Source organism: Streptacidiphilus neutrinimicus (assembly GCF_000787815.1).
In the GTDB taxonomy this organism is placed as follows: Bacteria; Actinomycetota; Actinomycetes; order Streptomycetales; family Streptomycetaceae; genus Streptacidiphilus; species Streptacidiphilus neutrinimicus.
In genome coordinates this window covers 1-25,351 of the sequence record NZ_BBPO01000056.1, presented here as the reverse complement: position 1 = coordinate 25,351, position 25,351 = coordinate 1, and the positions used below count along the sequence as shown (strand labels likewise).

Below are 25,351 nucleotides of genomic sequence, written 5' to 3'. Positions count from 1 at the left end.
GGCGGGGCCCGCGGGTCTGGGTCCACGGCGATCTCCACCCCGCGAACGTCGTCGTCGCCGAGGGCACCCTGACGGGCGTCGTCGACTTCGGCGCACTCTTCGCCGGCGACCCGGCGTGGGACCTCGCGGCCGCCTGGCTGCTGCTCCCGGCGGGAGGAGCTTCACGGTTCTTCGACAGCTATGCCCGGGCGGACGAGGCGGCGATCCGACGGGCGCGTGGGCTGGCCGCGATGAAGAGCCTGTTCCTGATGCTGATGGGTCAGGCCGGGGACCGCGGACTGCCGGGCGGCAAACCGAACTGGGGGCCCGCAGGCCGGTCGGCACTGGACCGCGTCCTGCTGAGCCACTGACGGCGGCCAAGGCAGACCCGCTCCACGTCCGGGCCGGCTCCCGGCCTTGTACCCGTACCCCCGTCCCAGCGCGGCCCCGACTGCGGTGGCGGCCGGGCTGCGGGGCGTCCAGGCTGGAGGTATGTCCACGCGCGGAGGTGGGCCCGACCGCCGGGGGGTGCGGGCCAAGGTCGAGGCACAGCGGGCGGCGGAGCGCCGTGCCGAGCGGAGGCGGCGGGTGCTGCTCGCCGCGGGCGCTGTGGTCGTCGTGGGCGGGATCGTCGCGGTGATCGTGGTGAACTTCCCGAGCTCCTCCAGCTCGTCCGGGCTCGGGCCGGAAGGCATGGCCCTGCAGACCGGGCCGCAGCTGGCGTCCGTGAGCTCCGCCGCGAGCGGGCAGACCGTGGACGGCATCTCCTGTGACTCCAGCGAGCAGGTGGCTTACCACATCCACTCGCACCTGGCGGTCTACGTGAACGGGCAGCAGCACAGCATCCCGTACGGCGTCGGCGTGGTCGAACCGGTGCCGTCGACCGTGAACGGGGGCACCTTCGTCTCGGCGAGCCAGTGCTACTACTGGCTGCACACCCATGCGCAGGACGGCATCATCCACGTCGAGTCCCCGAGCCAGAAGCAGTACACCCTCGGCCAGTTCTTCGACATCTGGAAGCAGCCGCTGTCCACCGGCCAGGTCGGACCGGCCAGCGGACACGTCACGGCCTACGTGAACGGCAAGGCGTTCACCGGGGACCCGCGGACCATCACGCTCCAGCCGCACGAGGACATCCAGCTGGACGTCGGCACGCCGGTGGTGCCGCCGCAGTCCGTCGACTGGTCGCACGCCCAGCTCTGAGCTGTTTCGTCGATCACAGCCCCGGTGGAGGGCTCCGGTTGGGCGTAGAGTCCGGGGCATGAGTGAGCACTTTGATGTGGTGGTGCTGGGGGCCGGTCCCGGCGGCTACGTGGCCGCGATCCGGTCCGCGCAGCTGGGTCTGACCACGGCGATCGTGGAGGAGAAGTACTGGGGCGGTGTCTGCCTGAACGTGGGCTGCATCCCCTCCAAGGCGCTGCTGCGCAACGCCGAGCTGGCGCACCTGTTCACCCAGGAGGCCGACACCTTCGGCATCCGTGTCGACGGCAAGGTGAGCTTCGACTACAAGGCGGCGTTCGAGCGCAGCCGCCAGGTCGCGGACGGCCGCGTCAAGGGCGTCCACTTCCTGATGAAGAAGAACAAGATCCGGCAGTTCCAGGGCCGCGGTCACTTCGTCGACGCCAACACCCTGCAGGTCGCCCTCGTCGAGGGCGGCACCGAGACCCTCACCTTCGACCACTGCATCATCGCCTCCGGGGCGACCACCCGCCTGCTGCCGGGCACGCAGCTGAGCAGCCGCGTGGTCACCTACGAGGAGCAGATCCTCAGCGACTCCCTGCCCGAGAGCATCATCATCGCGGGCGCCGGCGCCATCGGCGTCGAGTTCGCCTACGTGCTGCACAACTACGGCGTCAAGGTCACCATCGTCGAGTTCCTCGACCGGATGGTCCCGCTCGAGGACGCCGAGGTCTCCGCGGAGCTGGCCAAGCGCTACCGCAAGCTCGGCATCCAGGTGCTCACCTCGACCCGCGTCGACTCCATCGACGACAGCGGCGAGAAGGTCCGCGTCACCGTCACCGGCAAGGACGGCGCCCAGCAGGTGCTGGAGGCCGACAAGGTGCTGCAGGCCATCGGCTTCGCCCCGCGCGTCACCGGCTACGGCCTGGAGAACACGGGCGTGGCGCTGACCGAGCGCGGCGCCATCGACATCGACGAGTACTGCCGCACGAGCGTTCCGCACATCTTCGCGATCGGTGACGTGACGGCCAAGCTGATGCTGGCTCACGCCGCCGAGTCGATGGGCGTCATCGCCGCCGAGACCATCGGCGACGCGGAGACCATGTCGCTGGACTACGTGATGATCCCGCGTGCCACCTACTGCCAGCCGCAGATCGCCAGCTTCGGCTGGACCGAGGCGCAGGCGCGGGAGAAGGGCTTCGACGTCAAGGTCGCCAAGTTCCCCTTCACCGCGAACGGCAAGGCGCACGGCATCGGCGAGCCGGGCGGCTTCGTCAAGATCATCGCCGACGCGAAGTACGGCGAGCTCCTCGGCGCCCACCTGATCGGCCCGGACGTCACCGAGCTGCTGCCGGAGCTGACCCTGGCCCAGCAGTGGGACCTGACGGTCAACGAGGTGGCCCGCAACGTCCACGCCCACCCGACCCTGGGTGAGGCCGTCAAGGAGGCCATCCACGGCCTGGCCGGTCACATGATCAACTTCTGACGCGGACGTCGGTTGGACGCGAGGAGGGCATGGAGCCGACGGCTCCATGCCCTCCTCGCGTTCTCGGCCCCGCGGGCTACGGCGTCTTGACCGCCTGCCGGGGGAACAGGTTGTTCCCCAGCGTGTTGTTCTGGGGCGGCGGCTGGGTCGTCGGCGTCGTCGGCGTCGGGTTGGGATTGACCGGCGGGGTGTACGGCGGGTTCGACGGCGTGGGGGTCGGGTTGGGGTTGACCGGGGTCTGCGTCTGCGTCGGCGTCGGGGTCGACGGGGTCGTCGTCGGGTTGGCCGGCGTGGTGGCCGTCGGGCTCGGGGTCGGCGACGGCGTGGTGACCGGCGGGACGTAGTAGCTGCCCGTCTGCAGGTCGAAGCTCTCGTAGGGGAGGCCGGAGAGGGCCTGCTCCATGTAGTTCGTCCAGATCTGCGTCGGGAACGAGCCGCCGTTGACGCGGCTGATGCCCGCGGCGTCACCGAGGGAGATCCGCTTGACGTCGCCCTGCTGGGCGAAGAGCCCGACCGTCGTGGACAGCTGCGGGGTGTAACCCGTGAACCACGCCGACTGGTTGTTGTCCGTCGTACCCGTCTTGCCCGCGGCGTCTCGGCCGAGCGCCTGGGCGGCGTAGCCGGTGCCGTTGTTGATGACGCCCTGGAGTACCTGGGTGACGGTGTCCGCGACGCTGCGGTTGAAGGCCTGCGTCGCGTTGTGCTGCGGCATCGTCTTCGACTCGCCGTCGTGGGTGACCGACTGAACCGACCACGGGGCGATCTGCTTGCCGTGGTTGGCGAAGGTCGCGTACGCGCCCGCCACCTGGATCGCGTTCGGCTCGGCGGTGCCCAGCGCGAGGGAGGCGTTCGCGGCGCTCATGCCCGGGGTGTTCGCGGGGAGCCCGGCGGCGATCGCGGCCGAGCGGACCTTGTCCAGGCCGACGTCGGCGGCGAGCTGGGCGAACACGGAGTTGACCGACTTCGCCATGGCCGTGCTGACGCTGATCTGGCCGTAGCTGACGTGGTCCTCGTTCGGCGGGTTGTACGCGGCGACGTTCGGCGGCAGACCGACGACCTGGCGGCCGCTGGTGCCGTCGTAGGTCGTGTAGGGGGTGATCGTGCGGCCGTCCTGCGTGGTGGCGTGGTTCTGCAGCGCCGCCGCGAGGTCGAAGGCCTTGAAGGTCGAGCCGATCTGGATGTCGGTGCGCAGCGCGTCGTTGTACGGCTGGGTCACGTAGTCGGGGCCTCCGTAGGCCGCGACCACCTTGCCGCTGGACGGCACGACGGAGGCGGCGCCCGCGCGGATGTACTTGGCCTTGGCCGAGTTGGACTTCAGACTGTTCAACTCGTCCTTCACCGAGGAAGCCAGCGCGTTCTGGTCGCCCTTGTCGAAGGTGGTGACGATCTTCCAGCCGCCCCGCGCCAGCTCGTCGCGGGTCATCACGTTGTTGCTGAACAGGTAGTCGTCGGCGACGTCGACCAGGTAACCGGCCTGGCCCGACAGGCCCTTGATCCCGGTGGCCGGCTTGACCGCGGGGAACTTGGCAGCCGCACGCTGCTCCGGGGTCAGGTAGCCGAGCTTGGCCATGCCGTCGAGGACGTAGTTCCAGCGGTCCGTCGCGGCCTGCTTGCCGGCCGCGCTGGCGGTCGAGACGTCGTAGGCGCTGGGCGCCTGCAGCAGGGCGGCCAGGTAGGCGCTCTGGTCGGCGTTCAGCTGGGAGGCGTTGACGCCGAAGTACGCCTGGGCGGCGGCCTGGACGCCGTAGGCGCCGCGGCCGAAGTACGAGGTGTTCAGGTAGCCGGCCAGGATGTCGCTCTTGGACTCGGTCCGGTCGACCTTGAGCGAGATGAAGAACTCCTTGATCTTCCTGCTGACCGTCTGGTCCTGGTTCAGGTAGTAGTTCTTCACGTACTGCTGCGTGATGGTCGAGCCGCCCTGCACGCCCTGGCCGCGCGCGGTGTCCCAGGCGGCGCGGGCCATGCCGGTGAGGCTGACGCCCTGGTTCGAGTAGAAGGTGCGGTCCTCGGCGGAGACGGCCGCCTGCTGCATCTGCGGGGAGATCTGGGAGAGCGGGATGATCATCCGGTTCTTCGTGCCGGTCTGACCGATCACCGTCTTGCCGTCGGAGTAGTAGTAGACGTTGGCCTGGGCCACGGCCGCGGCGTTGGCGTTCGGCGGCTCGACGTAGAGGTAGATGCCGACGAACGCGCCGACGCCGAGCAGCACCGCGGCCAGGAGGCCGCCCAGCGCCATCCGCCAGGTGGGGATGATCCGGCGGTACCAGGGGAGCGCCCTGCGCCTCGCCTTCCGCGCCGCCGTCCTGGCGCGGCGTCGATCGCGCCCACTGGCGCCCATTCCGCCTCCTTCGGCCCGGTCCTCGGCCTCGAGAGTGCCGCCGGTCATGGGATTGGCGAGGCTGTCCGGATCGTCCATGCCCTTGTTGCTGCTGCCCATGTACGTGGTGCTCCGGTGGCTCTCGTCCGCTGACTCGTCTACTTGATCGTTAAACGCCCCCAATCGGGGCATTCTTGTCTACTCTGCCGGATTGTCCGGTGGTGGGCGAATGACGTACCTCTCTCGCAGGACGTTTGTGGCGGTGCTGTGACACTTCGCCCCCCGTCTTCGCTAATCTGTGAGAGCGGCGTCACAGCCACCCGCTGGCCTGCCGTGATCCACCCCACAACCGAAGAGCGATGGCGCAGCCCCTTCGTGACACCCCCCGGGTGTTGACGAACGGGGCCATTTCGGCGTTCCCGCGCGACGGCGCGGGGCTGTCGCCATGCCTGTCGACAAGTCGACATACGTCGTCGTTCGAGCCGTTCAGCGTTCGTACGGAAAGGAGTGTGATGTACGCCGCAGTCTGTATCCGCAGCTTCCGGCGCTACTCCACCTACCGCGCCGCCACCTGGGCGCGGGTGTTCACCAACACCGTCTTCGGCTTCATCCTCACCTACACCTACGTCGCCCTGTGGCACGTCCGCCCGCACCTCGGCGGCTACGACCTGTCAGCGGCGATCACCTACGTCTGGATCGGGCAGGGGCTGCTCTCCCTGCTCGCGGTCGGGGATCTCGGGGCCCTCGCCGACCTGCAGACCCGGATCGCGAGCGGCGACGTCGCCGTCGACCTGTTCCGCCCGGTCGACCAGCAGCGCTGGTGGCTCGCCGTCGACGCCGGGCGCGCCGGGTACCAGCTGCTGACCAACGCCCTGGTGCCGATGCTCGTCGGCGGGCTGGCCTTCCATCTGCGCCTGCCGCAGGGGTCGGCCGTCGACGTCGTCGCGAGCTGGGTCGCGACGGTCCTGGCCCTCGTGCTGGCGCTCCTCGTCAGCTACGCGCTGCGCTACCTCGTCGCACTGACCGGCTTCTGGCTGCTCGACCTGCGCGGGGTCCAGCTCGTCTACTACCTGACCTCGTGTTTCTTCGGCGGATTCTTCCTCCCCGTCACCGTCTTCCCGGCCGCCCTGGAGGCGGTGGCCCGCGCGCTGCCGTTCATCGCCGTCTTCCAGGTGCCCGCCGACGTCTTCCTGCAGCACTACGACACGGCGGGTACCCTCGGCGCGCTCGGCGTCCAACTCGGCTGGGCGGTCGTGCTGCTCGGGCTCGGGCGGCTGGTCCAGTCCCGCGCCGTGCTCAAGGTGGTGGTCCAGGGTGGCTGAGGCACGCTTCGGCCCGCGGACGCGACCGGCCCGCTGGGACGTGGTCCACGCGCTGCGCTGCTACGGGCACATCGTGCGGATGTGGATCCGCGCGGCGCTCGCCTACCCCGCGTCGTTCTGGATGACCATGGCCGGCAACCTCGCCGCCTCCGGCATGGACTTCGTCGTCATCGTCGTGATGTTCTTGCACACCCACGTCCTCGGCGGCTGGAGCCTGCCGCAGGTCGCCTTCCTCTACGGGACCTCCGGGCTCACCCTCGGGCTGGCCGACCTCTTCGTCGGCAGCATGGACCAGCTCGGCGTGCGGGTGCGCGAGGGGTCCGTCGACACCGTCCTGGTCCGCCCGGTGCCCGCGCTGGCGCAGCTCGCCGGGGACCGCTTCGCGCTGCGCCGGATCGGGCGGGTCCTCCAGTCGGGCGCGGTGCTGATCTGGTCGCTGTCCCGGCTGGACCTGGCCTGGACGCCGCTCAGGGCGCTGGTCTTCGTCTCGCTGGTGCTGTGCGGGACGGTGATCTTCGGGTCCGTCTTCGTCGGCGGCTCGGCCTGCCACTTCTTCATGGCCGACGCGGCGGAGGTGCAGAACTCCTTCACCTACGGCGGCGCGACCATGTTGCAGTACCCGCCGACGATCTACGCCAGGGATATCGTCCGCGGCACCGTCTTCGGTGTGCCGCTGGCCTTCGTGAACTGGCTGCCCGCGCTCTACCTGCTGGGACGCGACGACCCGCTGGGGCTGCCGTCCTGGTTCCGCTTCGCCTCGCCGGTCGCGGCGCTGCTCTGCGCCACGGCGGCCGGGTTGCTGTGGCGCACCGGCGTGCGCTCCTACCGCAGCACCGGCAGTTGATGATCCGCCAGAGAAAGGAGACTCCGTCATGGACGAGGTGCTGATCGAGGTCGAGGGCGTCACCAAGAGCTTCGTGGTGCGGCGCCGGGCCGGACGGCTGCGGCGCGCCAGGGAGGTGGTGAACGCCGTGGCCGGGCTGGACTTCACCGTCCGGCGCGGCGAGATGGTCGGCTACATCGGCCCCAACGGGGCCGGGAAGTCCACCACGGTCAAGATGCTGACCGGCATCCTGTTGCCCAGCACCGGCCGGCTGCGGGTGGCCGGCGCCGATCCGGTGCGCGACCGGGTGCGGCTGGCCCAGCGCATGGGCGTCGTCTTCGGGCAGCGCACCACCCTGTGGTGGGACCTGCCGCTGCGCGACTCCTACGAGCTGGCCCGCCGCATCTACCGGATCCCCGACGCGGCCTACACCCGCAACCTCGACCGCTGCGTCGAACTGCTGGAGCTGGCCCCGCTGTTGGACGTGCCCGTGCGCCAGCTCTCGCTCGGCCAGCGGATGCGCGGGGACATCGCCGCCGCGCTGCTGCACGATCCGGAGGTGCTCTACCTCGACGAGCCGACCATCGGTCTCGACGTGGTCAGCAAGCGCCGGGTGCGGGAGTTCCTCGCCCGGATCAATGCGGAACGGGGCACGACGGTGCTGCTCACCACCCACGATCTGACCGACATCGAGCAGCTCTGCTCGCGTGTCATGGTCATCGACCACGGCCGCGTCGTCTACGACGGCGGGCTCGACGGCCTGCACCGACAGGGCCGCAGCGAACGGACGCTGGTGGTCGAGCTGGAGCGGGAGGCGCCGCCGATCGAGCTGTCCGGCACCCGCGTGGTGCGCTGTGAGGGGACCCGCCAGTGGCTCGCCTTCCCGGCCTCGGCGAGCGCCGCGCCGCTGGTCGCGGAGTTGGCCGGGCGCTACGGGCTGCGCGACCTCTCCGTGCGCGAACCGGAGATCGAGGACGTGATCGCGCGGATGTACGGGGAGGCGGAACGGGCGGACACGGCGGTCGCCCGGGTCGGCTAGTCGCCGGGCGGCCGCCGGGGCGTCTCGACGGGTGGGGCGGTCGGCGGTGTGGCGTAAGGAACAGATAAGGTCCCAGCTGTCCGTGTGTCAGATCGGCACGGGAACAGACCGTTCGATGGGGGACTCCTCCGTGGCCACACCGCCGCAGCCGCCCGCTCACCCGTACGGCGCGCCGAACCCGTACGGGCAGCCCGACCCGTACGGCCAGCCCAACCCCTACGGCTATCCGCAGGGACAGCCGCAGCCTCCGGCGCAGCCGCAGGGCCCGTACGACGCGGTCCCGCAGCAGGTCGGGTACGGCTACCCGCAGGCGCCGCCGCAGGCCGGCTACCCGCAGCAGGGCTTCCCGCCGCCGTACGGGCAGCAGGCACCTATGGGCCAGCCGGCCTGGGGGCAGCCGAACGGGGTCAACTGCCGGTTCTGCGGCGGCTCTCCGGCCGTAGACGTCACCGTGCGCGCCCACCGCGGCATGATCTGGCTGATGACCTTCCGCTCGCTGAAGGGCCCGTTCTGCCGCACCTGCGGTACCGGGGCCATCCGCGACATGTCCGGCCAGACCCTGGTGCAGGGGTGGTGGGGCCTCGGCTCCGCCTTCATCACGCCGATCACGCTGCTCATCAACCTGGTCTCCTACAACAAGATCAAGGCGCTGCCGGAGCCCGAGTACCGGCAGGGACCGCCGATGGATCCGGGCAAGCCGCTCATGAACCGGCCGCAGGCGGTCGGTTTCGCGGTGCCCGTCGTGGCGTTCCTGGTGCTCCTGGTCCTGATCATCGCGGCCGCCTCGGGCAACGGCAGCACGGACGACACCGGCGGCGGCACCACCCTCCCGGTCGTCACCGACTCCCCGACGGACCTCCCCACGGACCTGCCGACCGACACCACGCAGCCGAGCGCCCCCGCCGACTCGCCGACCACCGGCTCGGGCGACCTCGCCACCGTGGGCCAGTGCGTCAAGAACTACGGCAGCGACTCCAACCCCGACCTGCGCGTCGTCGACTGCGCGAGCGGCTCGTACCTGGTGGTCCAGCGGCTGACGGACACCACGTCGAGCACAGGCTGCCCCTCCGACGCGCAGACCACCTACACGCACACCGAGCCGGGCAACGACTTCGTGCTCTGCCTCAAGCAGTACGCGGGCTGATCGGGGATTGCGGTTGGTCCAGACCACGTGCAGCATGTCCGCATGAATCGGAGCAGGCGGCGGCCGGCCGGCCGCACGGTCGCGGCCGCCGCGCTGACGGCGGTGCTGGCGCTGGTCACCGGCTGTTCGTCGGGCAGTGCTCCGCCGGGTCGCGCCGCTGCGAGCAGGAGCGGCCGCGCGCCCGGCGCGTCCGCTCCGGCGGTCGGGATCGTGCCGCGTCCGGCCCGGCTGACGCTCGGGGCGGGCGCGGGCTTCGACGTCTCCGCGGCCACGCCCGTCCATGCGGAGGGCGGCCCGGACGCGCACGCGGCGGCGACGCTCGTGGCGGCGGAGCTGAAGCTGCGGACGCAGGGCGGCTCCGGCGCCGGGATCACCTTCCGTCTCGACCCGAAGGCCGGGACCGGGCCCGAGGGCTACCGGCTCTCCTCCGGGCCGTCCGGCGTGCTGATCACGGCGTCGGACGCCGCGGGCCTCTTCTACGGCGGCCAGACGCTCCGTCAACTCCTGCCTGCGGGAGGCGTGTACGGCACCGTCCGCCCCCTCGCCGTCGACGACGCCCCTCGCTACGCCTACCGCGGGGCGGGCTTGGACGTCGCCCGGCACTTCCTCACCGTCGCGCAGGTCGAGCAGTACGTCGACCTGATGGCCCTGTACAAGCTCAACCACCTGCATCTGCACCTCACCGACGACCAGGGCTGGCGCATCGCCGTCAGTAGCCGCCCGCAGCTCACCGCCGTGGGATCCCGCACCGAGGTCGGCGGCGGCCGGGGCGGCTTCTACACGGCGGCGGACTACAGCGCCATCGTCCGGTACGCCGCCGCCCGGTACATCACCGTGGTCCCGGAGATCGACCTCCCCGGCCACAGCAACGCCGCGATCGTCTCCTATCCCGAGCTCGCCTGCCCGGGCGACGCGACGCCTGCGCCGGACACCGGCACCGGCGTCGGCTTCAGCCGCGTCTGCACCGGCGAGGAGTCGACCTACCGCTTCGTCGACGACGTCGTCGCGGCCGTCGCGCAGCTCACCCCCGGCCCGCTGATCCACCTCGGCGGCGACGAGGCGAAGGCCCTCGCCCCGGCGGACTACCAGGCGTTCATGAAGCGCGCGATCGCCGTCGGCCGCGCCCACGGCAAGCAGGTCCTCGCCTGGGACGAGGCCGCGGCGGAGCAGCCGGACCTGCTCCAGGTCTGGCACCCGGAGCGCCGGTCGACCGCCGAGGTCCTCGCGGGCATCGCCGCCGCCGCGCGACACGGCTCGAAGCTGCTGATGTCCCCGGCCGACCGGGCCTACCTGGACCAGAAGTACGACCCGTCTACCCCCCTCGGCCTGGCCTGGGCAGGCTATGTCGGCGTCGAGCGCGCCTACGACTGGAACCCCGACACCTACCTCCCCGGCACGCCGCCGGGCGCGGTCGCCGGGGTCGAGGCCGTGCTGTGGACGGAGACCCTGGCGACCCCGTCCGACCTGCAGCTGATGGCCCTGCCCCGGCTCCCGGCCCTGGCGGAGGTCGCCTGGACGCCGCAGACGGAACGCGGTTGGGCGGACTTCCGGGTCCGCCTGGCGGCGCAGGCCCCGCTGTGGCGCGCACAGGGATGGACTTGGACCCGCGCCGCGGGTGTGCCCTGGCAGTAGGAACGTCCCGCGGAGGTGGCGGGGCGGCTCAGAGCCGGACGAGGTGCACCAGCGCGCTGGCCCAGTCCGTGTGGGGAAGGTCCAGGTCCAGGCCGCGTTCCAGCAGAGCCGCGCCGCTGTGGACGCGTCCGTTGCGCTGGTCGCGGTAGCGCGCGTCCCGGGGGAGGCCGGCCAGGCGGAGCGGCGCGGGCGGGAGCCCGAAGCGCGGCTGGGGGAGCCAGGCGAAGACCGCCGTCTCCGCCGCGTCGGCGGCCAGGTACTGGACGGCCGTCAGGCGCTGCAGGTCGCCGGGCGGGCGCAGCCGGAACAGCTCGCCGTGCTGGACCAGGTGACGGACCGTCTTGTACTCGGCGACCAGCTGTTCCGCCTCCTTCAGCTCCTCCGGCCGCCAGCGCGTCAGGTCCCCGCCGACGCCCAGCACGCCGCTCATCGCGCTGTGGAAGCGGAAGCGCAGCGGGATGGACCGCCCCGTCTGCTGGTTGGGCACGTCCGTCACCCACGCGGCCATGGTCCGGACCGGGTACAGCTGGGTGTAGCCGTGCTGGATGACGAGGCGGTCGGCGGCGTCGGTGTTGTCGGAGATCCAGACCTGGTCCGTCCGGGCCAGGACGGCGGGGTCGACGCGGCCGCCGCCACCGCTGCACGCCTCGATGCGCAGCCGCGGGTGCGCCGCGCGGAGCCGGTCCACGACCGCGTGGTAACCGCGGACGTGGTCGAACCAGAGCCGGTCCCCGCGCCCGCTCGGCTCGTCGGGCCAACCAGCCTCGGAGAACGGGCGGTTCATGTCCCACTTGAGGTAGTCCACGTCGTTGTCGGCGACCAGGCGGGTGAGCCAGTCGAAGGCCCAGGCGGTCACCTCCGGGCGGGCGAAGTTCAGCACCAGCTGGTGGCGCAGCTCGGTGCGGTGGCGGTGCGGGAAGTGCAGCACCCAGTCGGGGTGCGCGCGGTGGAGGTCGCTGTCGGGGTTGACCATCTCCGGTTCGACCCACAGGCCGAAGGCCATCCCGAGCCGGTGCACCTCGTCCGCGAGCGGCCGCAGTCCGTCCGGGAACGCGCCCGGGTACGGCGTCCAGTCGCCCAGGCCCGCGTGGTCGTCGCGGCGCGCGCCGAACCAGCCGTCGTCCATGACGAACAGCTCGACACCGAGCGAGGCGGCCAGCGACGCGAGCCGCTTCTGGTTGTCCAGGGTGACGCCGAAGCCGGTGGCCTCCCAGGAGTTGTAGAGGACCGGGCGCGTCTCGCGCGGGTGTGGCAGCACGTGCGCGCGCAGGTGCGCGTGCCAGGCCCGGCTGAGCGCGCCGAAGCCGCCCTCGGCGACGTGCAGGGCGAGAACGGGCGGAGTGGTGTGCGTCTCGCCGGGGCGCAGCGTGACGGTGACGGCGTCGTGGCCCGCGCCGAGGTTGAGCGCGAGCTGGTTGTCAGGGGTGCGCAGTAGCGTGATCTGCCAGGAGCCGCTCCACGCGAGCGCCGCGCTCCAGACCTGTCCGTGCTCCTCCGTCGCGTCGCCCGCGTCGAGGATCGCCCAGGGCTGGGCCAGGTGGCTGGTCGTGCCGGTGCGGCTGGTGAGGACGGTCTCGCCGTAGGGGAGCGGGGTGCGGCGCAGCTGGGTCTCGGCGGCCCACTGGCCGACGGCATGGCTGAGGCGGTAGTCGTCGCGCGCAGGCAGGGAGAGCGTCGCGGAGTCGGCGCGCAGCGCGAGGATGTCGTCGGCTCGGTCGTCCGCGCCGCCGGTGTGCGTGAGCTCGGTCCAGCGTTCGATCACGTCGGTGTCCGGGTGGACGCGGTAGCCGAGGGTCGTCCGCAGCGGGTAGTGCGGGTCGCGGAAGCGCAGCAGCAGTGTGCGGGGGTCCGGCTGCTCGTGGCCGTCGGCCTGCCAGGTGAGGGCGCGGGTGCCGTCGGCGAAGCGGACCCGCAGGGCGGGCGGTCCGTAGCGGTCGGCGCCGTCGACGGACAGCTCCTCGGACGCCGCCGTCCGCCCGTCGAAGCTGCTGCGCGGGCCGGCGCCGGCGAGGGGCAGCGAGGCCGCGTCGGCGAGGGTGAGCGGGCCGCCCCAGTGGACGTGGCGCGGAACGCCCTGTCCGTCGACGCGCAGGGCGTAGCTGGTGGAGCGGGTGGTCAGCAGCCAGGTGCCGGTCGGGGCGTCGTGGGAGAGGGCGGCAGGCATGGAGGGTCCTCGCTGTTGGAACCTGTTGGGCCGTGTGCGGTTCTGAGCGTAGGACGGCGCGCGGAGGCGCGGAAGGGGGCCGCCCCTTCGAAGTCGAACAGCCTGAGGCCGGACAGCCCGGAACCGGACTGCCCGGAGCCGGACCGAGGGAGAACCGATCAGACCGGAAGGGAGGTGAGCGCGCGATGGACCCGGTCGACGGCGGCCAGCGTGGTCGACGCGTGCGCGGACAGCCGCAGCTGGTCCGGGCGGACGGTCGCGGTGACGCCCTGCTCAGCCAGGCTCGCCGCCACGACGCCGGGCTCGGTGCGCGGCATGGTGAACGCCACGATGCCCGCGTGCTCGTGCTCGGCCTCAGGCGAGAGCACCACGCCGCCCGCGCTGCGCACGGTGTCGATCAGCTGCGCCGTCCGCTCGGCCACGTGCGCCTGGATCCGGGCCACGCCGGTCCGCAGCACCAGCTCCAGCCCGGCCGCGAAGGCCCCCGCCGTCACCGGGCTGAGGTTGGTGACCGAGAAGCGCGCCGCGTCGGCGGCGGGAGCGTGCTCCTGGCTGTCGAACAGGCCCACGTCCGCGACGCCGGTCCAGCCCGTCAACGTCGGCTCCAGCCGTTCCAGCGCGCGCGGCGAGGCGTACAGGAAGCCCGTGGACCAGCCCGAGCGGAGCCACTTCTGACCGCCGGTCACCAGCAGGTCGGCGGCGGTCCAGGGCAGGTCGGCGACGCCCATGCCCTGGATCGCGTCCACGACCAGCAGCCGGTCCGGGCCGATCACCTCGCGGATCCCGGCCAGGTCGGCGCGGTAGCCGGTGCGGTAGTCGACGGCCGAGACCGAGACGGCGACGGTCTCCGCCGTCAGCGCCTGCCGCACCAGCTCCGGCGTGACCCGGCCGTACGCGTCCGGCTCCAGCGAGACGGGCTGCACCCGGCCCAGCCGCGCCGCGCGCAGCCACGGGTACGCGTTGGCCGGGAACTCCCGCGCCGGCACCAGCACCGTGCCGTGCGGCAGGCCGAACGCGGCGTGGAACAGCCCGGTGCTGGCGTTCGGCAACAGCGCCACCGCCTCCAGCGGCACCTCGCCGAGCAGCCGGGCCGCCGCCTGACGAGCCCGCAGCTCCTGCCGCATCAGCTCGTCCACGGTGGCGGCGTCCGCGTGCGCGCTCTGCTCCAGCAGCCGCTGCGTCGTGTCGAGCACGTCCCGCGAGGGCGGCCCGAACCGCGCGAAGTCGAGATAACCCTCCGTCTCGGCGAAGTGCTCGGCGTAACCGGCGAGGCCGCCGGTGCCCCCGGTCGTGGGGAGGGGGCTGGGCACGGAAAGGGGGGACGCCATCGTTGATCTCTCCGACGGTTCGACCGTTTTTTCTGAGAGGCGGGTGACACTTGCTCCGTGGATACGCTCCCCATGAAGCCTAGAGAAGCGTCCGACGCGCGGGTAGACCGTATGCCGTCGGGGGCCGGCGCGGTGCGCTACACCGCCTCCGACGAGGTGAAACGGCGTGGCGTCCGACGGATGAAGACGATCGCCACCGGCTTCCTGGTCGCGGCGACGGTGATCTACGTCCTGACCACCTGGGCGCTGCGCTCCGGCGCCGGCCCCTGGGCGGGCTACGTGCAGGCCGCCGCCGAGGCCGGCATGGTCGGCGCGCTCGCCGACTGGTTCGCGGTGACGGCGCTGTTCAAGCGGCCGCTCGGCCTGCCGATCCCGCACACGGCGATCATCCCGACCAAGAAGGACGCCTTCGGCGTCAGCCTCGGCACCTTCGTCGGCGAGAACTTCCTCTCCGTCGAGGTGGTCCGGGCCCGGCTGCGGTCGCTCGGCGTGGGCAAGCGGCTCGGCCTGTGGCTCTCCGCGCCCGGGAGCGCCGAGAAGGTCACCCGCGAGGCCTCCGCCGCGCTGCGCGGCGCGCTCGCGGTGCTGCGCGACGAGGACGTCCAGGCCGTGATCGGCGAGGCGATCACCCGTCGCGCGGCCGCCCAGCCCGTCGCGCAGCCGCTCGGCCGGATGCTCTCCCGCGTCGTCGAGGAGGGCGGCCACCGCGGCGTGGTCGACCTGTGCGCCGTCCGCCTGCACGACTGGCTGGTCGTCCACCGCGAGCAGGTGATCCGGACGATCTCGGAGGAGGCCCCCGGCTGGACCCCGAAGTTCATCGACAACCAGATCGGGGTGCGCGTCTACAAGGAGCTGCTCCGCTTCGCCACCGAGATCCGGGACGACCCCGGTCACGCGGCCCGCGGCGCCATCGACAGCTTCCTGTCCGACTTCGCCGCGGAGCTGCGCGAGGACCCCGAGACCATCGCGCGGATCGAGCGGGCCAAGGCCGACCTGCTCTCCCGTCCCGAGGTGCAGGACCTCATCGCCTCCGCGTGGTCGGCCGTGCGCGGCATGGTCCTTTCGGCCGCGGAGGACGAGAACAGCCAGCTGCGCCTGCGCATCCGCGACGGCCTGCGCAGCTTCGGCACCCGCCTCGCCGACGACCCCCGCATGCAGGAGAAGGTCGACGGCTGGCTGGAGGACGCCGCGGAGTACGTCGTGGACACCTACCGAGGCGAGATCACCTCGCTGATCTCCGAGACCGTCGCCGGCTGGGACGCGCAGGAGGCCTCCCGCAAGATCGAGGCCAATGTCGGCCGCGACCTGCAGTTCATCCGCATCAACGGCACCGTCGTCGGCGCGATCGCCGGCCTGCTGATCCACACCCTGTCGGTGCTGCTGTGAGCCGGCTCGCTACAGGCCGGTGGCCCGCAGGGCCTTCCACAGCTTCTGGTCCTCCCAGTGGGCTGTGCGAGCTTCGCCGTGCAGGAGGCCCTCGTCGACCTGGAAGTATCGCCATTCGAAGCCGTCCCGCTTGGTCGGCTTCTGCGGACAGTCGGCGACCCAGGTGGACCGCTGGTACAACCTGCGCTCCTGGTAAGGGCGAGGAGCCGGCTTCTCCTGTCCGTTGACGAGAGCCCGCGCCAGCAGCCACTCGTCGTTGAACATGGCATGCCGCGCCCTGGCGAGCGCGATCTCACGTTGGTCGGCGCCGACAGGGATCAAGGCGGCGACGGAGTTCGGACTGCCGCAGACCCAGACCCGCCCGGCGGGCTCGAACTGCGGTGGCCCGCCGATGCCGCTGTACGGATAGACCTCCGCGACCGGAGCTCCGGTGTGGAGGTCCACGAGCTGCATCACCTTCGTCCGGACCCAGCGGTTCACCGGGAACCAGAGGAGTTCCTCCTCGGTCTGCCGTTGCCATCGGCCGTAGCGGTAGCCGTACTCCTGCCACGGGTAGTGCGTGAGCAGCAGCTCCACCGCGCGGGCAGGTCCTTCCTGGAGCGCGTCGAAGGGCTGCCGGGACTGCGCCTTCTCGGCCGCGATCGCCGCCTGGACGGTGGGATCGTGGAGCGGGGACGGGGAAGCGGGGCCGTACATGGGTCTCCTATCCGAGCGCGGCGCGGATGCTGCCGGCCTCGGGCTCGGGCGGCGGCGGGTCGAAGCTCAGCGACGCGGCGAACTCGACCATCATCATCCGGAACTCCGGCCCGTGGGCGATGAACGGCGTGGCGAACTCCACGGCTGCCAGCTTGCTGCCGTCCTCCGACGCGACCAGGGCCTCGATGGTGAAGACCGCCGTGGTGGCGCTCTCGTCCTCGTCGAGCGGCGTCGGGACGTCGCGGACCGTCTCATGGAAGAGCACCGGAACGCCGAGGAGGTCGACCAGGGAGACCTCGGTGTCCTCGTCCTCCCCGTCGACGTCGAGCCGGGCCGCCATCTCGCCGAGCAGTTGGCGCGGATCGCCCTCCGCTCCGGTGCTCTGGACCGCGACGACCAGCGTCGAGGTCACCACCTCGCCATCCCCGGGCGAGAGGTGCCGGCCGAGGCCGCAGTAGGCGGCGTTGCGGTCGGCAAGGTCGAGCAGCAGGGCGTTGAGCGCTGCGGCGGTGGGCTCGACGAACTGCCGCAGTTCGTCCGGGGCCAGCTCGGTGACGAGGGTCGCCGCGCGTTCGAGGGATCCGGTGACGTCCTTCAGCGGGAGGGCGGTGTAGCCCTCGGGGATGTCGCCCCACACGCTCAGACCGGGCTGCGGCTGGGAAACGCCGCCGAGGCGGTCGAAGATGTCACCCATCAGAACGCCTCCTGGATGTCCTTGCGCAGATGCGACACCACGCCCACCGACTTGAGGGCGACACCGACGGAATGGGCGGCCGTCTCGACCTGCTTCTCCGTCTCCGCGGCTTTGTCCAGGGCGGACATCTGGACGGCCTTGCTCTTGGCGAGGATCTTGGCGGCGAACCCGGGGTTGTCGGCGGCCTTGTCGGCGATCTGGTAGAGCTTCGGCAGCATCCCGGCGCCTTCCGTCGCCGCCTCGGTGCCCTTGACGGCGGCCTTGAGGCCGACCCCCGCCATCTTGCCGAGCCCTGCCGCGCCGGGCACCACGCTCAGCACGTCGCCGACGCCCGTGGCGAGCGCGCCCAGTGACTCCTTGTTGATGTGGCCCGTCAGCAACTCGCCGATGCCCTTGCGGAACTGGGGGTTGGCCAGGTCGGTCGCCAGCGCGCCGGCCCCCGCGACCAGGGCGATCGCGCCGGCCACGATGTCGATCGGCGGCGGCGTGACCAGCGCGATCAGGCCGGCGATCGCCGAGATGGTGGAGAGGATGTTGTGGATCAGATCCAGGTGCGTGGATATCCAGTGGCCGACCGCGCCGAGGCCGGAGGTGAAGTCGTTCCACAACTGGCTGAACATACCCGGCTTGTGCGGGGCGAGGTCGTGGGCGGCGTGGTCCAGCTCCTGGGCGCAGCGGCGGGCCAGGGCCTCGTGCTCGGAGGCGAGTTCCTGGGCGCGCTTGAGGACCGACTCCAGTTGGGCCTGCGCGTCGTCGACGGCCGCCTGTGCGTCGTTCACCGCCGTCACGGCGGTGTCGAGGGCCTGCTGGGCCTGCTCCAGCGCCTGCCGGTTGTCGAATGTCTGCCCGCCCAGGGCGAGATCCGGGTTGGCCTGGGCGTCCTTCAGTCGGGCGGCGGCCTGGTCGAGCGCGGCCTTGGCCGAGGCGGCCTCCGCGTCGAGCCGGGAGGCGGTGCCCTTGAAGTCGACCAGGTGGCCGCCCCAGTCGGTGAGCACGCCGAGGGCGCGCTCGAGCGAGGTCTGCGCGGTCTGCAGACGCTGCGTCAGTTCGCTGTCCAGATGGCTGCGGAAGGCGTCACCCGCCGCGCCCTCCCACATCCCGCTGCCGGCCTGCTCGACCCGGCCGAGCAGCGCGCCCGACTCCTTGAGCGAGTTGGTGGCCTGGGTCAGCGCCGTGGTGACGGCGGTGACGTCCGCGGGCACGCCGGGGACCGGGTTGAAGCCGAGATGCGGGTACTCGCTGCTGATCTCCCTCAGCATGCCGGTCATCAGCGGGCACCTCCGGCCGGGGCGCCGCCGGTCTTCGGGGCGAGCTGCTCGATCTGGCCGGCGAGCGGCTGGACTTCCTGCGAGCCGATCTGGCGGAACGCCTGCTGCAGGGCCTGCTCCATCTGCTGGTAGCCCGCCTGGGCCTGCTTCAGGCCCTCGTCGGTCTCGGACAGGCTCTGCTTGAGCTGACCGAGCCCGTACTGCCAGGTGCTCTGGAAGTCGTTCGCAGCCCGGTCGAGCTCGTCGGTGCCGATCTGGGCGCCCTCCGAGCCGCCCATCAGCCGCAGTGCCTGTTCCATCTGGTCGCCGGCCTGCTGCAGCGCGGACGTCATTCGCGCCAGCGACTCCAAGTCGACCTGGTAGTAGTCGGCCACGGTGTCCCCCGACCCCCGTTCCCCTGTTCCGTTACCGTTCGTGTGTTCTTTCGCTGATCCGTCACGCTATCTCACCGCATGAGAGGCTGGGACCGGCCTGTCCGCGTGAAGACGGTCCTGAAGACGGTCCTGAAGACGGTCCGGCCGATCGCGGCCGATCTGGGAGGAAGAGAACATGTCGCTGCGGGCGTTCATCGCCGGAATGCCGAAGGCAGAACTGCACGTGCACCACGTCGGTTCGGCGTCGCCGCAGGTCGTGGCCGCGCTGGCGGCGCGGCACGAGGGACGCACCTCCGTGCCCGCCGACCCTGAGGCGCTGGCCAGGTACTTCGAGTTCACCGACTTCGCCCACTTCATCGAGGTCTACCTCTCCGTCGTCGACCTGATCCGCGACGCCGAGGACGTGCGGGCGCTGACCTACGGCGTCGCCCAGGACATGGCCCGGCAGAACATCCGCTACGCGGAGCTCACGGTCACCCCCTACAGCTCCGTCAAGCGCGGGATTCCGGTTGAGGCCTTCATGGAGGCGATCGAGGACGCCCGCGTCGCCGCCGAGAAGGAGCTCGGGGTCGCCCTGCGCTGGTGCTTCGACATCCCCGGCGAGGCCGGGCTGGAGTCCGCCGAAGTCACCGAGCGCCTCGCGCTCGACCTGCGGCCGGACGGGCTGGTCAGCTTCGGGCTCGGCGGGCCGGAGATCGGTGTGCCACGGCCGCAGTTCCAGCCCTTCTTCGACCGGGCCCGCGCGGCAGGCCTGCACAGCGTCCCGCACGCGGGCGAGAGCACCGGGCCGGAGACGGTCTGGGACGCGCTGCGCTTCCTCGGCGCGGAGCGCATCGGCCACGGGACGCAGTCCGTCAAGGACCCGGCGCTGGTGGACCACCTCGGCGAGCACCGCATCCCGCTGGAGGTCTGCCCGACCTCCAACATCGCCACCCGCGTGGTGACGCGGATGGAGGACCACCCGATCCGACAGATGGTCGATGCCGGGCTGGTCGTGACCGTCAACAGCGACGACCCGCCGATGTTCGGCACCGACCTGAACCACGAGTACGAGGTGGTCGCCGACCTGCTCGGCCTGGACGAGGCGGGCGTCTCCGAGCTGGCGCGCAACTCCGTGCGCGCCTCCTTCCTGGAGGACGGCGACAAGGCGCGGCTGCTCGCCGAGATCGACGCGCATCTGGCGGGCGTGCTCCCGGAGGCGTAATCTGACGGCGCGTCAGGGATTGCAGAGCCGAGACGCGTGGGGAGCCGGGATGGGACCGCGGTGGCTGTGGGGACTGCGCCGCGGTCTCATCCTCTTCGGCGAGCTGGCCGTCACGGCGGGGCTGGTGACGGTCCTGCTGGCGACCTACGAGCTCTGGTGGACCAACCGCGTGGCCGAGGCGAACGCCGGCAGCGCCGTCTCCGCGCTGGAGCACCAGTGGGACCAGCGGGCGGAGCAGCGGGCGCGGCCGGTCCCGACGCCGACCCCGGGCGTGTCCCCCGGCGAGACGCCCACGCGCGCGGCGGGCACCGGCAGCTGGGACCTCGGCGCGGGCGGCTCCGGGAGCGCCGGGATCAACGGCATGGCCCGGGATCTCGCCGCGTTCGCGGTGGTCCGGGTCCCCGTCCTCGGCCTGGTCTTCCCCGTCGCCGAGGGCGTCGACAAGTACGCCGTGCTGAACCACGGCTACATCGGCCACTACCCCGGCACCGCCATGCCCGGCCAGGAGGGCAACTTCGCCATCGCCGGGCACCGCAACACCCACGGCGAGCCGTTCCGCCACCTGGACCGGATCGGCGTCGGCGACGTCGTGATCGTCGATGTCGCCGACTGGGACTACGTCTACCGGGTGGACTCGGTCCTGCCGCAGACCGAGCCGGACGACGGCACCGTCGTCCTGCCGGAGCCGTACAGCACCGACCATCCCTCCAGCCGGTACGGGTATCGCACGCCGGGCCGGTACATCACGCTCACCACCTGCACGCCCGATTTCACCTCCCTGTACCGGATGGTGGTCTGGGGCCATCTCGTCGGACAGCAGCCGCGTCCGGCTACCGTGGGGGCGTGAGTCCACCACCCTCGCAGGCTCCTCGCCTGCCGCACGCGCCCGGCGCTCCCGTCCGGGCCGGCATCCCCGAGCACGGCCGGATGCCCAAGTACTACCTGGCCAAGGCCCAACTGACGGAACTTCTTGATGAGTTGGGCGAAGGTGCGACGCTTCCCGCCGAACGCGAGCTGGCCGAACGCTACGGCGTGGCCCGGGAGACCCTCCGGCTCGCCCTGCGCGAGCTGCTGCTGGAGGGCCGGGTCCGGCGCCAGGGGCGCGGCACCGTCGTCGCCGGGCCGAAGATCGAGCAGCCGCTCGCGCTGGGCTCCTACACCGAGGGCGTGCGCCGGCAGGGCCACACGCCGGGCCGCCGCCTGATCGGCCTGGAGCGGTTCGCCGCGGCCGACGACGCCGCACGCGAACTCGGCGTCGAGCGCGGCGACTTCGTCTGGCACCTGGAGCGCGTGCTGCTCGTCGACGACGAGCGCGTCGGCTTGGAGAGCACCTATGCGCCGGTGGCGCTGCTGCCGCGCATGGACCAGGACTTCGACCCGGCGGGATCCTTCTACGCCTACGCCCGCGACGCGGGCGGCCTGGTCTCCGGCGGCGGTGAGGAGCGGATCGAGACCGTCCTGGCCACCCCGCGCGAGGCGCTGCTCGTCGGCACGCCCCCGGCGCTGCCCATGCTGCTGCTTCACCGGCGTAGTTGGGATGCGAAGGGTCGCCCGTTCGAGCGGGTCCGCACCCTCTACCGCGGTGACCGCTTCAGCTTCTCCACCGAGCTCAGGGCCGGCGAGTAGTCCCGAGGTCGGGGGCGGCCAGGGCGGATTTGTTGTCACGAAACGATAATGGGTCTAGTCCAAACGTGCCGCTCCTGTTCATGCTGGATTCACCGGGAAGGTCCCGCCGCGCAATGAGGGAGATCGAAGGTCGTCGGCGTGAAGGTCATCGTTGTGGGAGCAGGAGCGCTGGGGACCATGCATGCGTGGCATGCCGTCCAGCGCGGTCATGAGGTCGTCCACCTGGAGCGGGAGGAGCAGGCGCGCGGCGCGTCCGTGCGCAACTTCGGCCTGGTCTGGGTCGGCGGCCGGTCCGAAGGAGCCGAGCTCGAGACCGCGCTGCGGGCTCGGGAGCTGTGGGAGGGCATAGCCGCCGAGGTGCCGGAGGTCGGTTTCCGCGCCTCCGGTTCGCTCACCGTCGTGCGCAGCGAGGCGGAGCGCGCCGTCGCCGCCGAGATGGTCGCCCGCCACGACGCCGCGGTGCGCGGCTGGGAGTGGCTGGACGCGGACGCCGTCCGCGAGGCCAACCCGGCGCTGGGCGGCAAGTACCTGGGCGCCCTGTGGTCGCCGCACGACGCCCAGGTCGAGCCGCGGGTCACCCAGCGCGCCCTCCAGGGCCACCTGCGCACCACCGGCCGTTACACCTTCCTCGGGGGACGCGAGGTCCGTGAGGTCGTCGGCGAGAACGCGGTCCGCGACGACCGCGGTGAGCTGCACACCGGCGATCGCGTCGTGCTCTGCACCGGCGCCTGGCTCGGCGGCCTGGTCCGCGAGGTCGCCCCGCAGCTGCCGGTCCGCAAGGTGCGGCTCCAGATGATGCAGACCGAGCCGCTGGACGTGCCGCTCACCACCTCCGTCGCCGACGGCGACAGCTTCCGCTACTACCCCGCGTACCAGGGCCCCGCCCTGGACCGCCTGAACGACGGCCAGCCGCAGCACCCGATCGCCTCCGAGCACCGCATGCAGCTGCTGCTGGTCCAGCGCCGCGACGGCTCGCTGACCATCGGCGACACCCACGAGTACGACCAGCCCTTCGGGTTCGACGTCGTCGAGGAGCCCTACGCGTATCTGCGCGGCGTGGTCGAGGACCTGCTCGGCCGCCCGATGCCGGCGATCCGCCACCGCTGGGCGGGCGTCTACGCCCAGTGCGTGGACACCACCCGCGTCGTCCACCGCGAGCGGGTGCGTGAGGGCGTCTGGCTGGTGACCGGCCCCGGTGGCCGAGGCATGACCTGTTCGCCCGCGATCGGCGAGGCGACTGTGAACGAGATGGGACTGTGAGGACTGTGATGGCTGGTCAGGACGGAACGAAGACCAAGCTGGTGGTCCTCGACATGGCCGGGACCACGGTCGCCGACGGCGGCCTGGTCGAGATGGCCTTCGAGGCGGCCGCCCGCGAGCTCGGCGTCGAGCCCGGCAGCGAGCGCCACGACGCGATGCTCGCCGACGTCCGCGCCACGATGGGCGAGAGCAAGATCACCGTCTTCCGCCGCCTCTTCGGCGAGGAGACCCTCGCCCAGCGTGCGAACGTCGCCTTCGAGGCGGCCTACGACCGGCTGGTCGGCGAGGGCCACTGCGCCCCGATCGAGGGCGCCGAGGCCACGATCGCCCGGCTGCGCGACGCCGGCCTGACGGTGGTGCTGACCACCGGCTTCAGCGGCTCCACGCAGCAGCGGATCATCGAGGCGCTGGGCTGGCAGAAGCTCGTCGACCTGGCCCTGTGCCCGGCCGACGCCGGCCGGGGCCGCCCGTACCCGGACCTCGCGCTCGCCGCCTTCCTGCGGACCGGCGCCGCCGACAGCGTCGCGGAGATGGCCGTCCTCGGCGACACCGGCTACGACATGCAGTGCGGCGTCCGCTCCGGCGCGGGCATCGTCGCGGGCGTCCTGACCGGCGCGCACGACGCCGTGCGCCTGCGCGAGGACGGCGCGACGCACGTCCTGGCGAGCGTGGCCGACCTGCCGGCGCTGGTGCTGTAAGGCGGCACGCGCGAACGCGCGAAGCCCCGGGGTGCGGGCTCCGCGCCCTCGCCGTTCGACGGGCGGTAGCGGCACGGCGGGCCGTCCTGCCTGGTGGGACGGGGCGCGGGCCGGGAGGCGGTCCGATTAGGCTGGGCGGTGGTCAGGGCAGTCAGTGATGCACCAGTTCACCAGAGTGGAGAAACGGTCGTGGCTCAGAGCAACTCCGCCGCCGAAGCAAGCCCTGTCGACGCGAAGGCCGCCGCCCCGCGCAAGCCCATCGAGTCCTGGCTGACGGACATGGACGGGGTCCTCGTCCACGAGGGCACGGTCATCCCCGGCGCGGGCGATTTCATCGGAAGGCTGCGGGAGTCCGGCAAGCCCTTCCTCGTGCTGACCAACAACTCCATCTACACGCCCCGCGACCTGCACGCCCGTCTGAAGGGCATGGGCCTGGACGTGCCGGAGGAGTGCATCTGGACCTCCGCGCTGGCCACGGCCAAGTTCCTTGCCGGGCAGCGCCCCGGAGGCACCGCCTACGTCATCGGCGAGGCCGGTCTGACCACCGCGCTGCACCAGGTCGGCTACGTGCTGACCGACAGCAACCCGGACTACGTCGTCCTCGGCGAGACCCGCACCTACAGCTTCGAGGCGCTGACGAAGGCGATCCGCCTGATCAACGCGGGCGCGCGCTTCATCTGCACCAACCCCGACGAGACCGGCCCCTCCACGGAGGGCGTGCTGCCGGCGACCGGCTCGGTGGCGGCCCTGATCACCAAGGCCACCGGCGTCGAGCCCTACTTCGTCGGCAAGCCGAACCCGCTGATGATGCGTGAGGCGCTGAACGCGCTGAACGCGCACTCCGAGACCACGGCGATGATCGGCGACCGGATGGACACCGACATCAAGTCCGGCATGGAGGCGGGTCTGAAGACCTTCCTGGTGCTGACCGGACTGACGGGGCAGACCGAGGTCGAGCGCTTCCCCTACCGTCCGTCGCGGGTGGTCAAGTCCGTCGCGGAGCTGGTCGACGAGATCTGACCGCAGGGTCGCAGTCGCTCACGCGATCGACGTCTGGCTGGGCCGGACGGGTGGCACGGCATCGCCGTGTACACCCGCCCGGCCCAGTCGGCGTTTCGGGTACAGAGCGATCGTCATATTTCTTACGCGCAGTCAGATACGAGGTGTCGTACCGGAGAGCGAAGCGGACGCGGAGAGGGAGAGCGTATGGCGATGCGGCGGAGGGCGATCGCGAGTGCACTCGCGTCCGCCGCGCTCCCGACGATGCTGTGCTGTGCGGGCCCGGCCCTCGCCTCCGACTCCGCCTCCGACGCGGCCCCGGGCGGCGGCACCACGCTCGTCGCCGTCACCGTCCCCCCGGCGCAGGCGGCGGCCGCGCCCCGTGCGGCCGAGGGGCGGTCGAAGGCGCAACCGCCCGTCGTGCTGGAGACGTTGACCGTCGACCCGGAGCAGAGCCGCCCCGGCGCCACCGTCGACCTGCGGACCTTCGCCGACTGCGACGGCGCCAGCACCGGCGAGGTGCGCTCGGCGGCCTTCGCCGCACCCGTCCGCCTCGCGCTGGCCGCGGACGGCGGCCTGTACGCGGCGGCGCGGCTCGCGCCGGACGTGCAGCCCGGCAGCTACCTCGTCCACGAGTTCTGCGCGGGCCACCCCGTGGCCGCCGGCCGGCTCACCATCGCCGACCTCGGCGCCCCCGCGACCGGCGGCGGCTGGCGCGTCCTGCGCGCACAGC

At 71.9% G+C, this 25,351-nt stretch carries 22 protein-coding genes and 1 pseudogene; 16 read left to right on the top strand and 7 right to left on the bottom strand.

The window, feature by feature from the left end; translation table 11 throughout:
• The 3 genes from TR48_RS28395 to lpdA form a co-directional block, all read left to right on the top strand.
• The coding region (locus tag TR48_RS28395) for a phosphotransferase (RefSeq protein ID WP_152628229.1) at positions 1-350 on the top strand (350 nt) is incomplete at its 5' end.
• Positions 351-471: 121 nt separating this feature from the next.
• Complete coding sequence (locus TR48_RS28390; RefSeq protein ID WP_161789922.1) at positions 472-1,182, top strand: hypothetical protein; 711 nt, start codon at positions 472-474, stop codon at positions 1,180-1,182.
• A gap of 58 nt (positions 1,183-1,240) precedes the next feature.
• On the top strand, positions 1,241-2,644 hold the full coding sequence (gene lpdA, locus TR48_RS28385; RefSeq protein WP_042372576.1) for a dihydrolipoyl dehydrogenase: 1,404 nt from the start codon (positions 1,241-1,243) through the stop codon (positions 2,642-2,644).
• A gap of 76 nt (positions 2,645-2,720) precedes the next feature.
• On the opposite strand, the gene TR48_RS28380 is transcribed toward lpdA, so the two are convergent.
• Positions 2,721-5,081 carry a transglycosylase domain-containing protein gene (locus TR48_RS28380; protein WP_052443130.1) on the bottom strand — a complete coding sequence of 787 codons (2,361 nt, stop codon included), beginning with the start codon at positions 5,079-5,081 and terminating at the stop codon, positions 2,721-2,723.
• A gap of 392 nt (positions 5,082-5,473) precedes the next feature.
• On the opposite strand from TR48_RS28380, the gene TR48_RS28375 reads away from it, so the two are divergent.
• The 5 genes from TR48_RS28375 (at position 5,474) to TR48_RS28355 (ending at position 10,921) form a co-directional block, all read left to right on the top strand.
• A complete protein-coding gene (locus TR48_RS28375) occupies positions 5,474-6,283 on the top strand; it encodes an ABC transporter permease (RefSeq protein WP_042372574.1) in 810 nt (269 codons plus the stop codon).
• The gene (locus tag TR48_RS28370) at positions 6,276-7,127 is read left to right on the top strand and encodes an ABC transporter permease (protein ID WP_042372572.1); all 852 of its coding nucleotides are present in this window, start codon (positions 6,276-6,278) and stop codon (positions 7,125-7,127) included. The genes TR48_RS28375 and TR48_RS28370 overlap by 8 nt, the downstream gene beginning before the upstream one ends.
• Positions 7,128-7,155: 28 nt before the next feature.
• Positions 7,156-8,145, top strand: coding sequence for an ABC transporter ATP-binding protein (locus tag TR48_RS28365; RefSeq protein WP_042372570.1), 990 nt, complete (start codon positions 7,156-7,158; stop codon positions 8,143-8,145).
• A 130-nt stretch (positions 8,146-8,275) separates the two neighbouring features.
• Positions 8,276-9,289 (top strand): LppU/SCO3897 family protein, encoded by a 1,014-nt coding sequence (locus TR48_RS44775; protein ID WP_236652367.1) that lies wholly within the window; start codon positions 8,276-8,278, stop codon positions 9,287-9,289.
• A 42-nt stretch (positions 9,290-9,331) separates the two neighbouring features.
• On the top strand, positions 9,332-10,921 hold the full coding sequence (locus TR48_RS28355) for a beta-N-acetylhexosaminidase (protein ID WP_042372568.1): 1,590 nt from the start codon (positions 9,332-9,334) through the stop codon (positions 10,919-10,921).
• Positions 10,922-10,949: 28 nt separating this feature from the next.
• Here TR48_RS28355 and TR48_RS28350 read toward each other — a convergent pair whose 3' ends face one another.
• Positions 10,950-13,085, bottom strand: coding sequence for an alpha-galactosidase (locus TR48_RS28350; RefSeq protein ID WP_042372566.1), 2,136 nt, complete (start codon positions 13,083-13,085; stop codon positions 10,950-10,952).
• A gap of 158 nt (positions 13,086-13,243) precedes the next feature.
• Positions 13,244-14,413, bottom strand: coding sequence for an aminotransferase class V-fold PLP-dependent enzyme (locus tag TR48_RS28345; protein WP_084729836.1), 1,170 nt, complete (start codon positions 14,411-14,413; stop codon positions 13,244-13,246).
• A gap of 111 nt (positions 14,414-14,524) precedes the next feature.
• Here TR48_RS28345 and TR48_RS28340 point away from each other — a divergent pair, with 111 nt between their 5' ends.
• Entirely contained in the window at positions 14,525-15,799 is a 1,275-nt protein-coding gene (locus TR48_RS28340; protein ID WP_042372561.1) for a DUF445 domain-containing protein, read from the top strand.
• 9 nt (positions 15,800-15,808) lie between these two features.
• Here the strand turns inward: TR48_RS28340 and TR48_RS28335 are convergent, their stop codons facing one another.
• The 4 genes from TR48_RS28335 to TR48_RS28320 are packed head-to-tail and all read right to left on the bottom strand — an operon-like array spanning position 15,809 to position 18,831.
• The gene (locus TR48_RS28335) at positions 15,809-16,495 is read right to left on the bottom strand and encodes a hypothetical protein (RefSeq protein ID WP_042372559.1); all 687 of its coding nucleotides are present in this window, start codon (positions 16,493-16,495) and stop codon (positions 15,809-15,811) included.
• Positions 16,496-16,502: 7 nt separating this feature from the next.
• Positions 16,503-17,189 (bottom strand): hypothetical protein, encoded by a 687-nt coding sequence (locus TR48_RS28330; RefSeq protein ID WP_042372557.1) that lies wholly within the window; start codon positions 17,187-17,189, stop codon positions 16,503-16,505.
• The gene (locus TR48_RS28325) at positions 17,189-18,457 is read right to left on the bottom strand and encodes a hypothetical protein (RefSeq protein WP_052443128.1); all 1,269 of its coding nucleotides are present in this window, start codon (positions 18,455-18,457) and stop codon (positions 17,189-17,191) included. Before TR48_RS28325 ends, TR48_RS28330 begins: the two co-directional genes overlap by 1 nt.
• Complete coding sequence (locus TR48_RS28320; protein WP_042372554.1) at positions 18,457-18,831, bottom strand: DUF6317 family protein; 375 nt, start codon at positions 18,829-18,831, stop codon at positions 18,457-18,459. Before TR48_RS28320 ends, TR48_RS28325 begins: the two co-directional genes overlap by 1 nt.
• 175 nt (positions 18,832-19,006) lie before the next feature.
• Here TR48_RS28320 and TR48_RS28315 point away from each other — a divergent pair, with 175 nt between their 5' ends.
• From TR48_RS28315 to TR48_RS39330, 7 genes and pseudogenes are all read left to right on the top strand, one after another.
• Positions 19,007-20,035: an adenosine deaminase gene (locus TR48_RS28315; protein ID WP_042372552.1), complete on the top strand. Its 1,029-nt coding sequence runs from the start codon at positions 19,007-19,009 to the stop codon at positions 20,033-20,035.
• A 49-nt stretch (positions 20,036-20,084) separates the two neighbouring features.
• Positions 20,085-20,882 carry a class E sortase gene (locus TR48_RS28310; protein ID WP_042372551.1) on the top strand — a complete coding sequence of 266 codons (798 nt, stop codon included), beginning with the start codon at positions 20,085-20,087 and terminating at the stop codon, positions 20,880-20,882.
• Entirely contained in the window at positions 20,879-21,661 is a 783-nt protein-coding gene (locus TR48_RS28305) for a GntR family transcriptional regulator (RefSeq protein WP_236652366.1), read from the top strand. The genes TR48_RS28310 and TR48_RS28305 overlap by 4 nt, the downstream gene beginning before the upstream one ends.
• A 138-nt stretch (positions 21,662-21,799) precedes the next feature.
• A complete protein-coding gene (locus tag TR48_RS28300; RefSeq protein WP_042372549.1) occupies positions 21,800-22,921 on the top strand; it encodes a TIGR03364 family FAD-dependent oxidoreductase in 1,122 nt (373 codons plus the stop codon).
• Between the two features lie 8 nt (positions 22,922-22,929).
• Positions 22,930-23,619, top strand: a complete 690-nt coding sequence (locus tag TR48_RS28295) for a phosphonatase-like hydrolase (RefSeq protein ID WP_042372548.1) — start codon at positions 22,930-22,932, stop codon at positions 23,617-23,619.
• Positions 23,620-23,898: 279 nt separating this feature from the next.
• The gene (locus tag TR48_RS28290) at positions 23,899-24,639 is read left to right on the top strand and encodes an HAD-IIA family hydrolase (RefSeq protein ID WP_042372614.1); all 741 of its coding nucleotides are present in this window, start codon (positions 23,899-23,901) and stop codon (positions 24,637-24,639) included.
• Between the two features lie 186 nt (positions 24,640-24,825).
• Positions 24,826-25,351, top strand: a pseudogene (locus TR48_RS39330) (hypothetical protein); the annotation flags it as partial.

Bases quoted from the DNA above. Each gene is read 5' to 3' on its own strand.
- TR48_RS28390 (WP_161789922.1), top strand. From the start codon at position 472: ATGTCCACGCGCGGAGGTGGGCCCGACCGCCGGGGGGTGCGGGCCAAG.
- lpdA (WP_042372576.1), top strand. From the start codon at position 1,241: ATGAGTGAGCACTTTGATGTGGTGGTGCTGGGGGCCGGTCCCGGCGGC.
- TR48_RS28380 (WP_052443130.1), bottom strand. From the start codon at position 5,081: ATGGGCAGCAGCAACAAGGGCATGGACGATCCGGACAGCCTCGCCAAT.
- TR48_RS28375 (WP_042372574.1), top strand. From the start codon at position 5,474: ATGTACGCCGCAGTCTGTATCCGCAGCTTCCGGCGCTACTCCACCTAC.
- TR48_RS28365 (WP_042372570.1), top strand. From the start codon at position 7,156: ATGGACGAGGTGCTGATCGAGGTCGAGGGCGTCACCAAGAGCTTCGTG.
- TR48_RS28355 (WP_042372568.1), top strand. From the start codon at position 9,332: ATGAATCGGAGCAGGCGGCGGCCGGCCGGCCGCACGGTCGCGGCCGCC.
- TR48_RS28350 (WP_042372566.1), bottom strand. From the start codon at position 13,085: ATGCCTGCCGCCCTCTCCCACGACGCCCCGACCGGCACCTGGCTGCTG.
- TR48_RS28345 (WP_084729836.1), bottom strand. From the start codon at position 14,413: ATGGCGTCCCCCCTTTCCGTGCCCAGCCCCCTCCCCACGACCGGGGGC.
- TR48_RS28340 (WP_042372561.1), top strand. From the start codon at position 14,525: ATGCCGTCGGGGGCCGGCGCGGTGCGCTACACCGCCTCCGACGAGGTG.
- TR48_RS28335 (WP_042372559.1), bottom strand. From the start codon at position 16,495: ATGTACGGCCCCGCTTCCCCGTCCCCGCTCCACGATCCCACCGTCCAG.
- TR48_RS28330 (WP_042372557.1), bottom strand. From the start codon at position 17,189: ATGGGTGACATCTTCGACCGCCTCGGCGGCGTTTCCCAGCCGCAGCCC.
- TR48_RS28325 (WP_052443128.1), bottom strand. From the start codon at position 18,457: ATGACCGGCATGCTGAGGGAGATCAGCAGCGAGTACCCGCATCTCGGC.
- TR48_RS28315 (WP_042372552.1), top strand. From the start codon at position 19,007: ATGTCGCTGCGGGCGTTCATCGCCGGAATGCCGAAGGCAGAACTGCAC.
- TR48_RS28310 (WP_042372551.1), top strand. From the start codon at position 20,085: ATGGGACCGCGGTGGCTGTGGGGACTGCGCCGCGGTCTCATCCTCTTC.
- TR48_RS28295 (WP_042372548.1), top strand. From the start codon at position 22,930: ATGGCTGGTCAGGACGGAACGAAGACCAAGCTGGTGGTCCTCGACATG.
- TR48_RS28290 (WP_042372614.1), top strand. From the start codon at position 23,899: ATGGACGGGGTCCTCGTCCACGAGGGCACGGTCATCCCCGGCGCGGGC.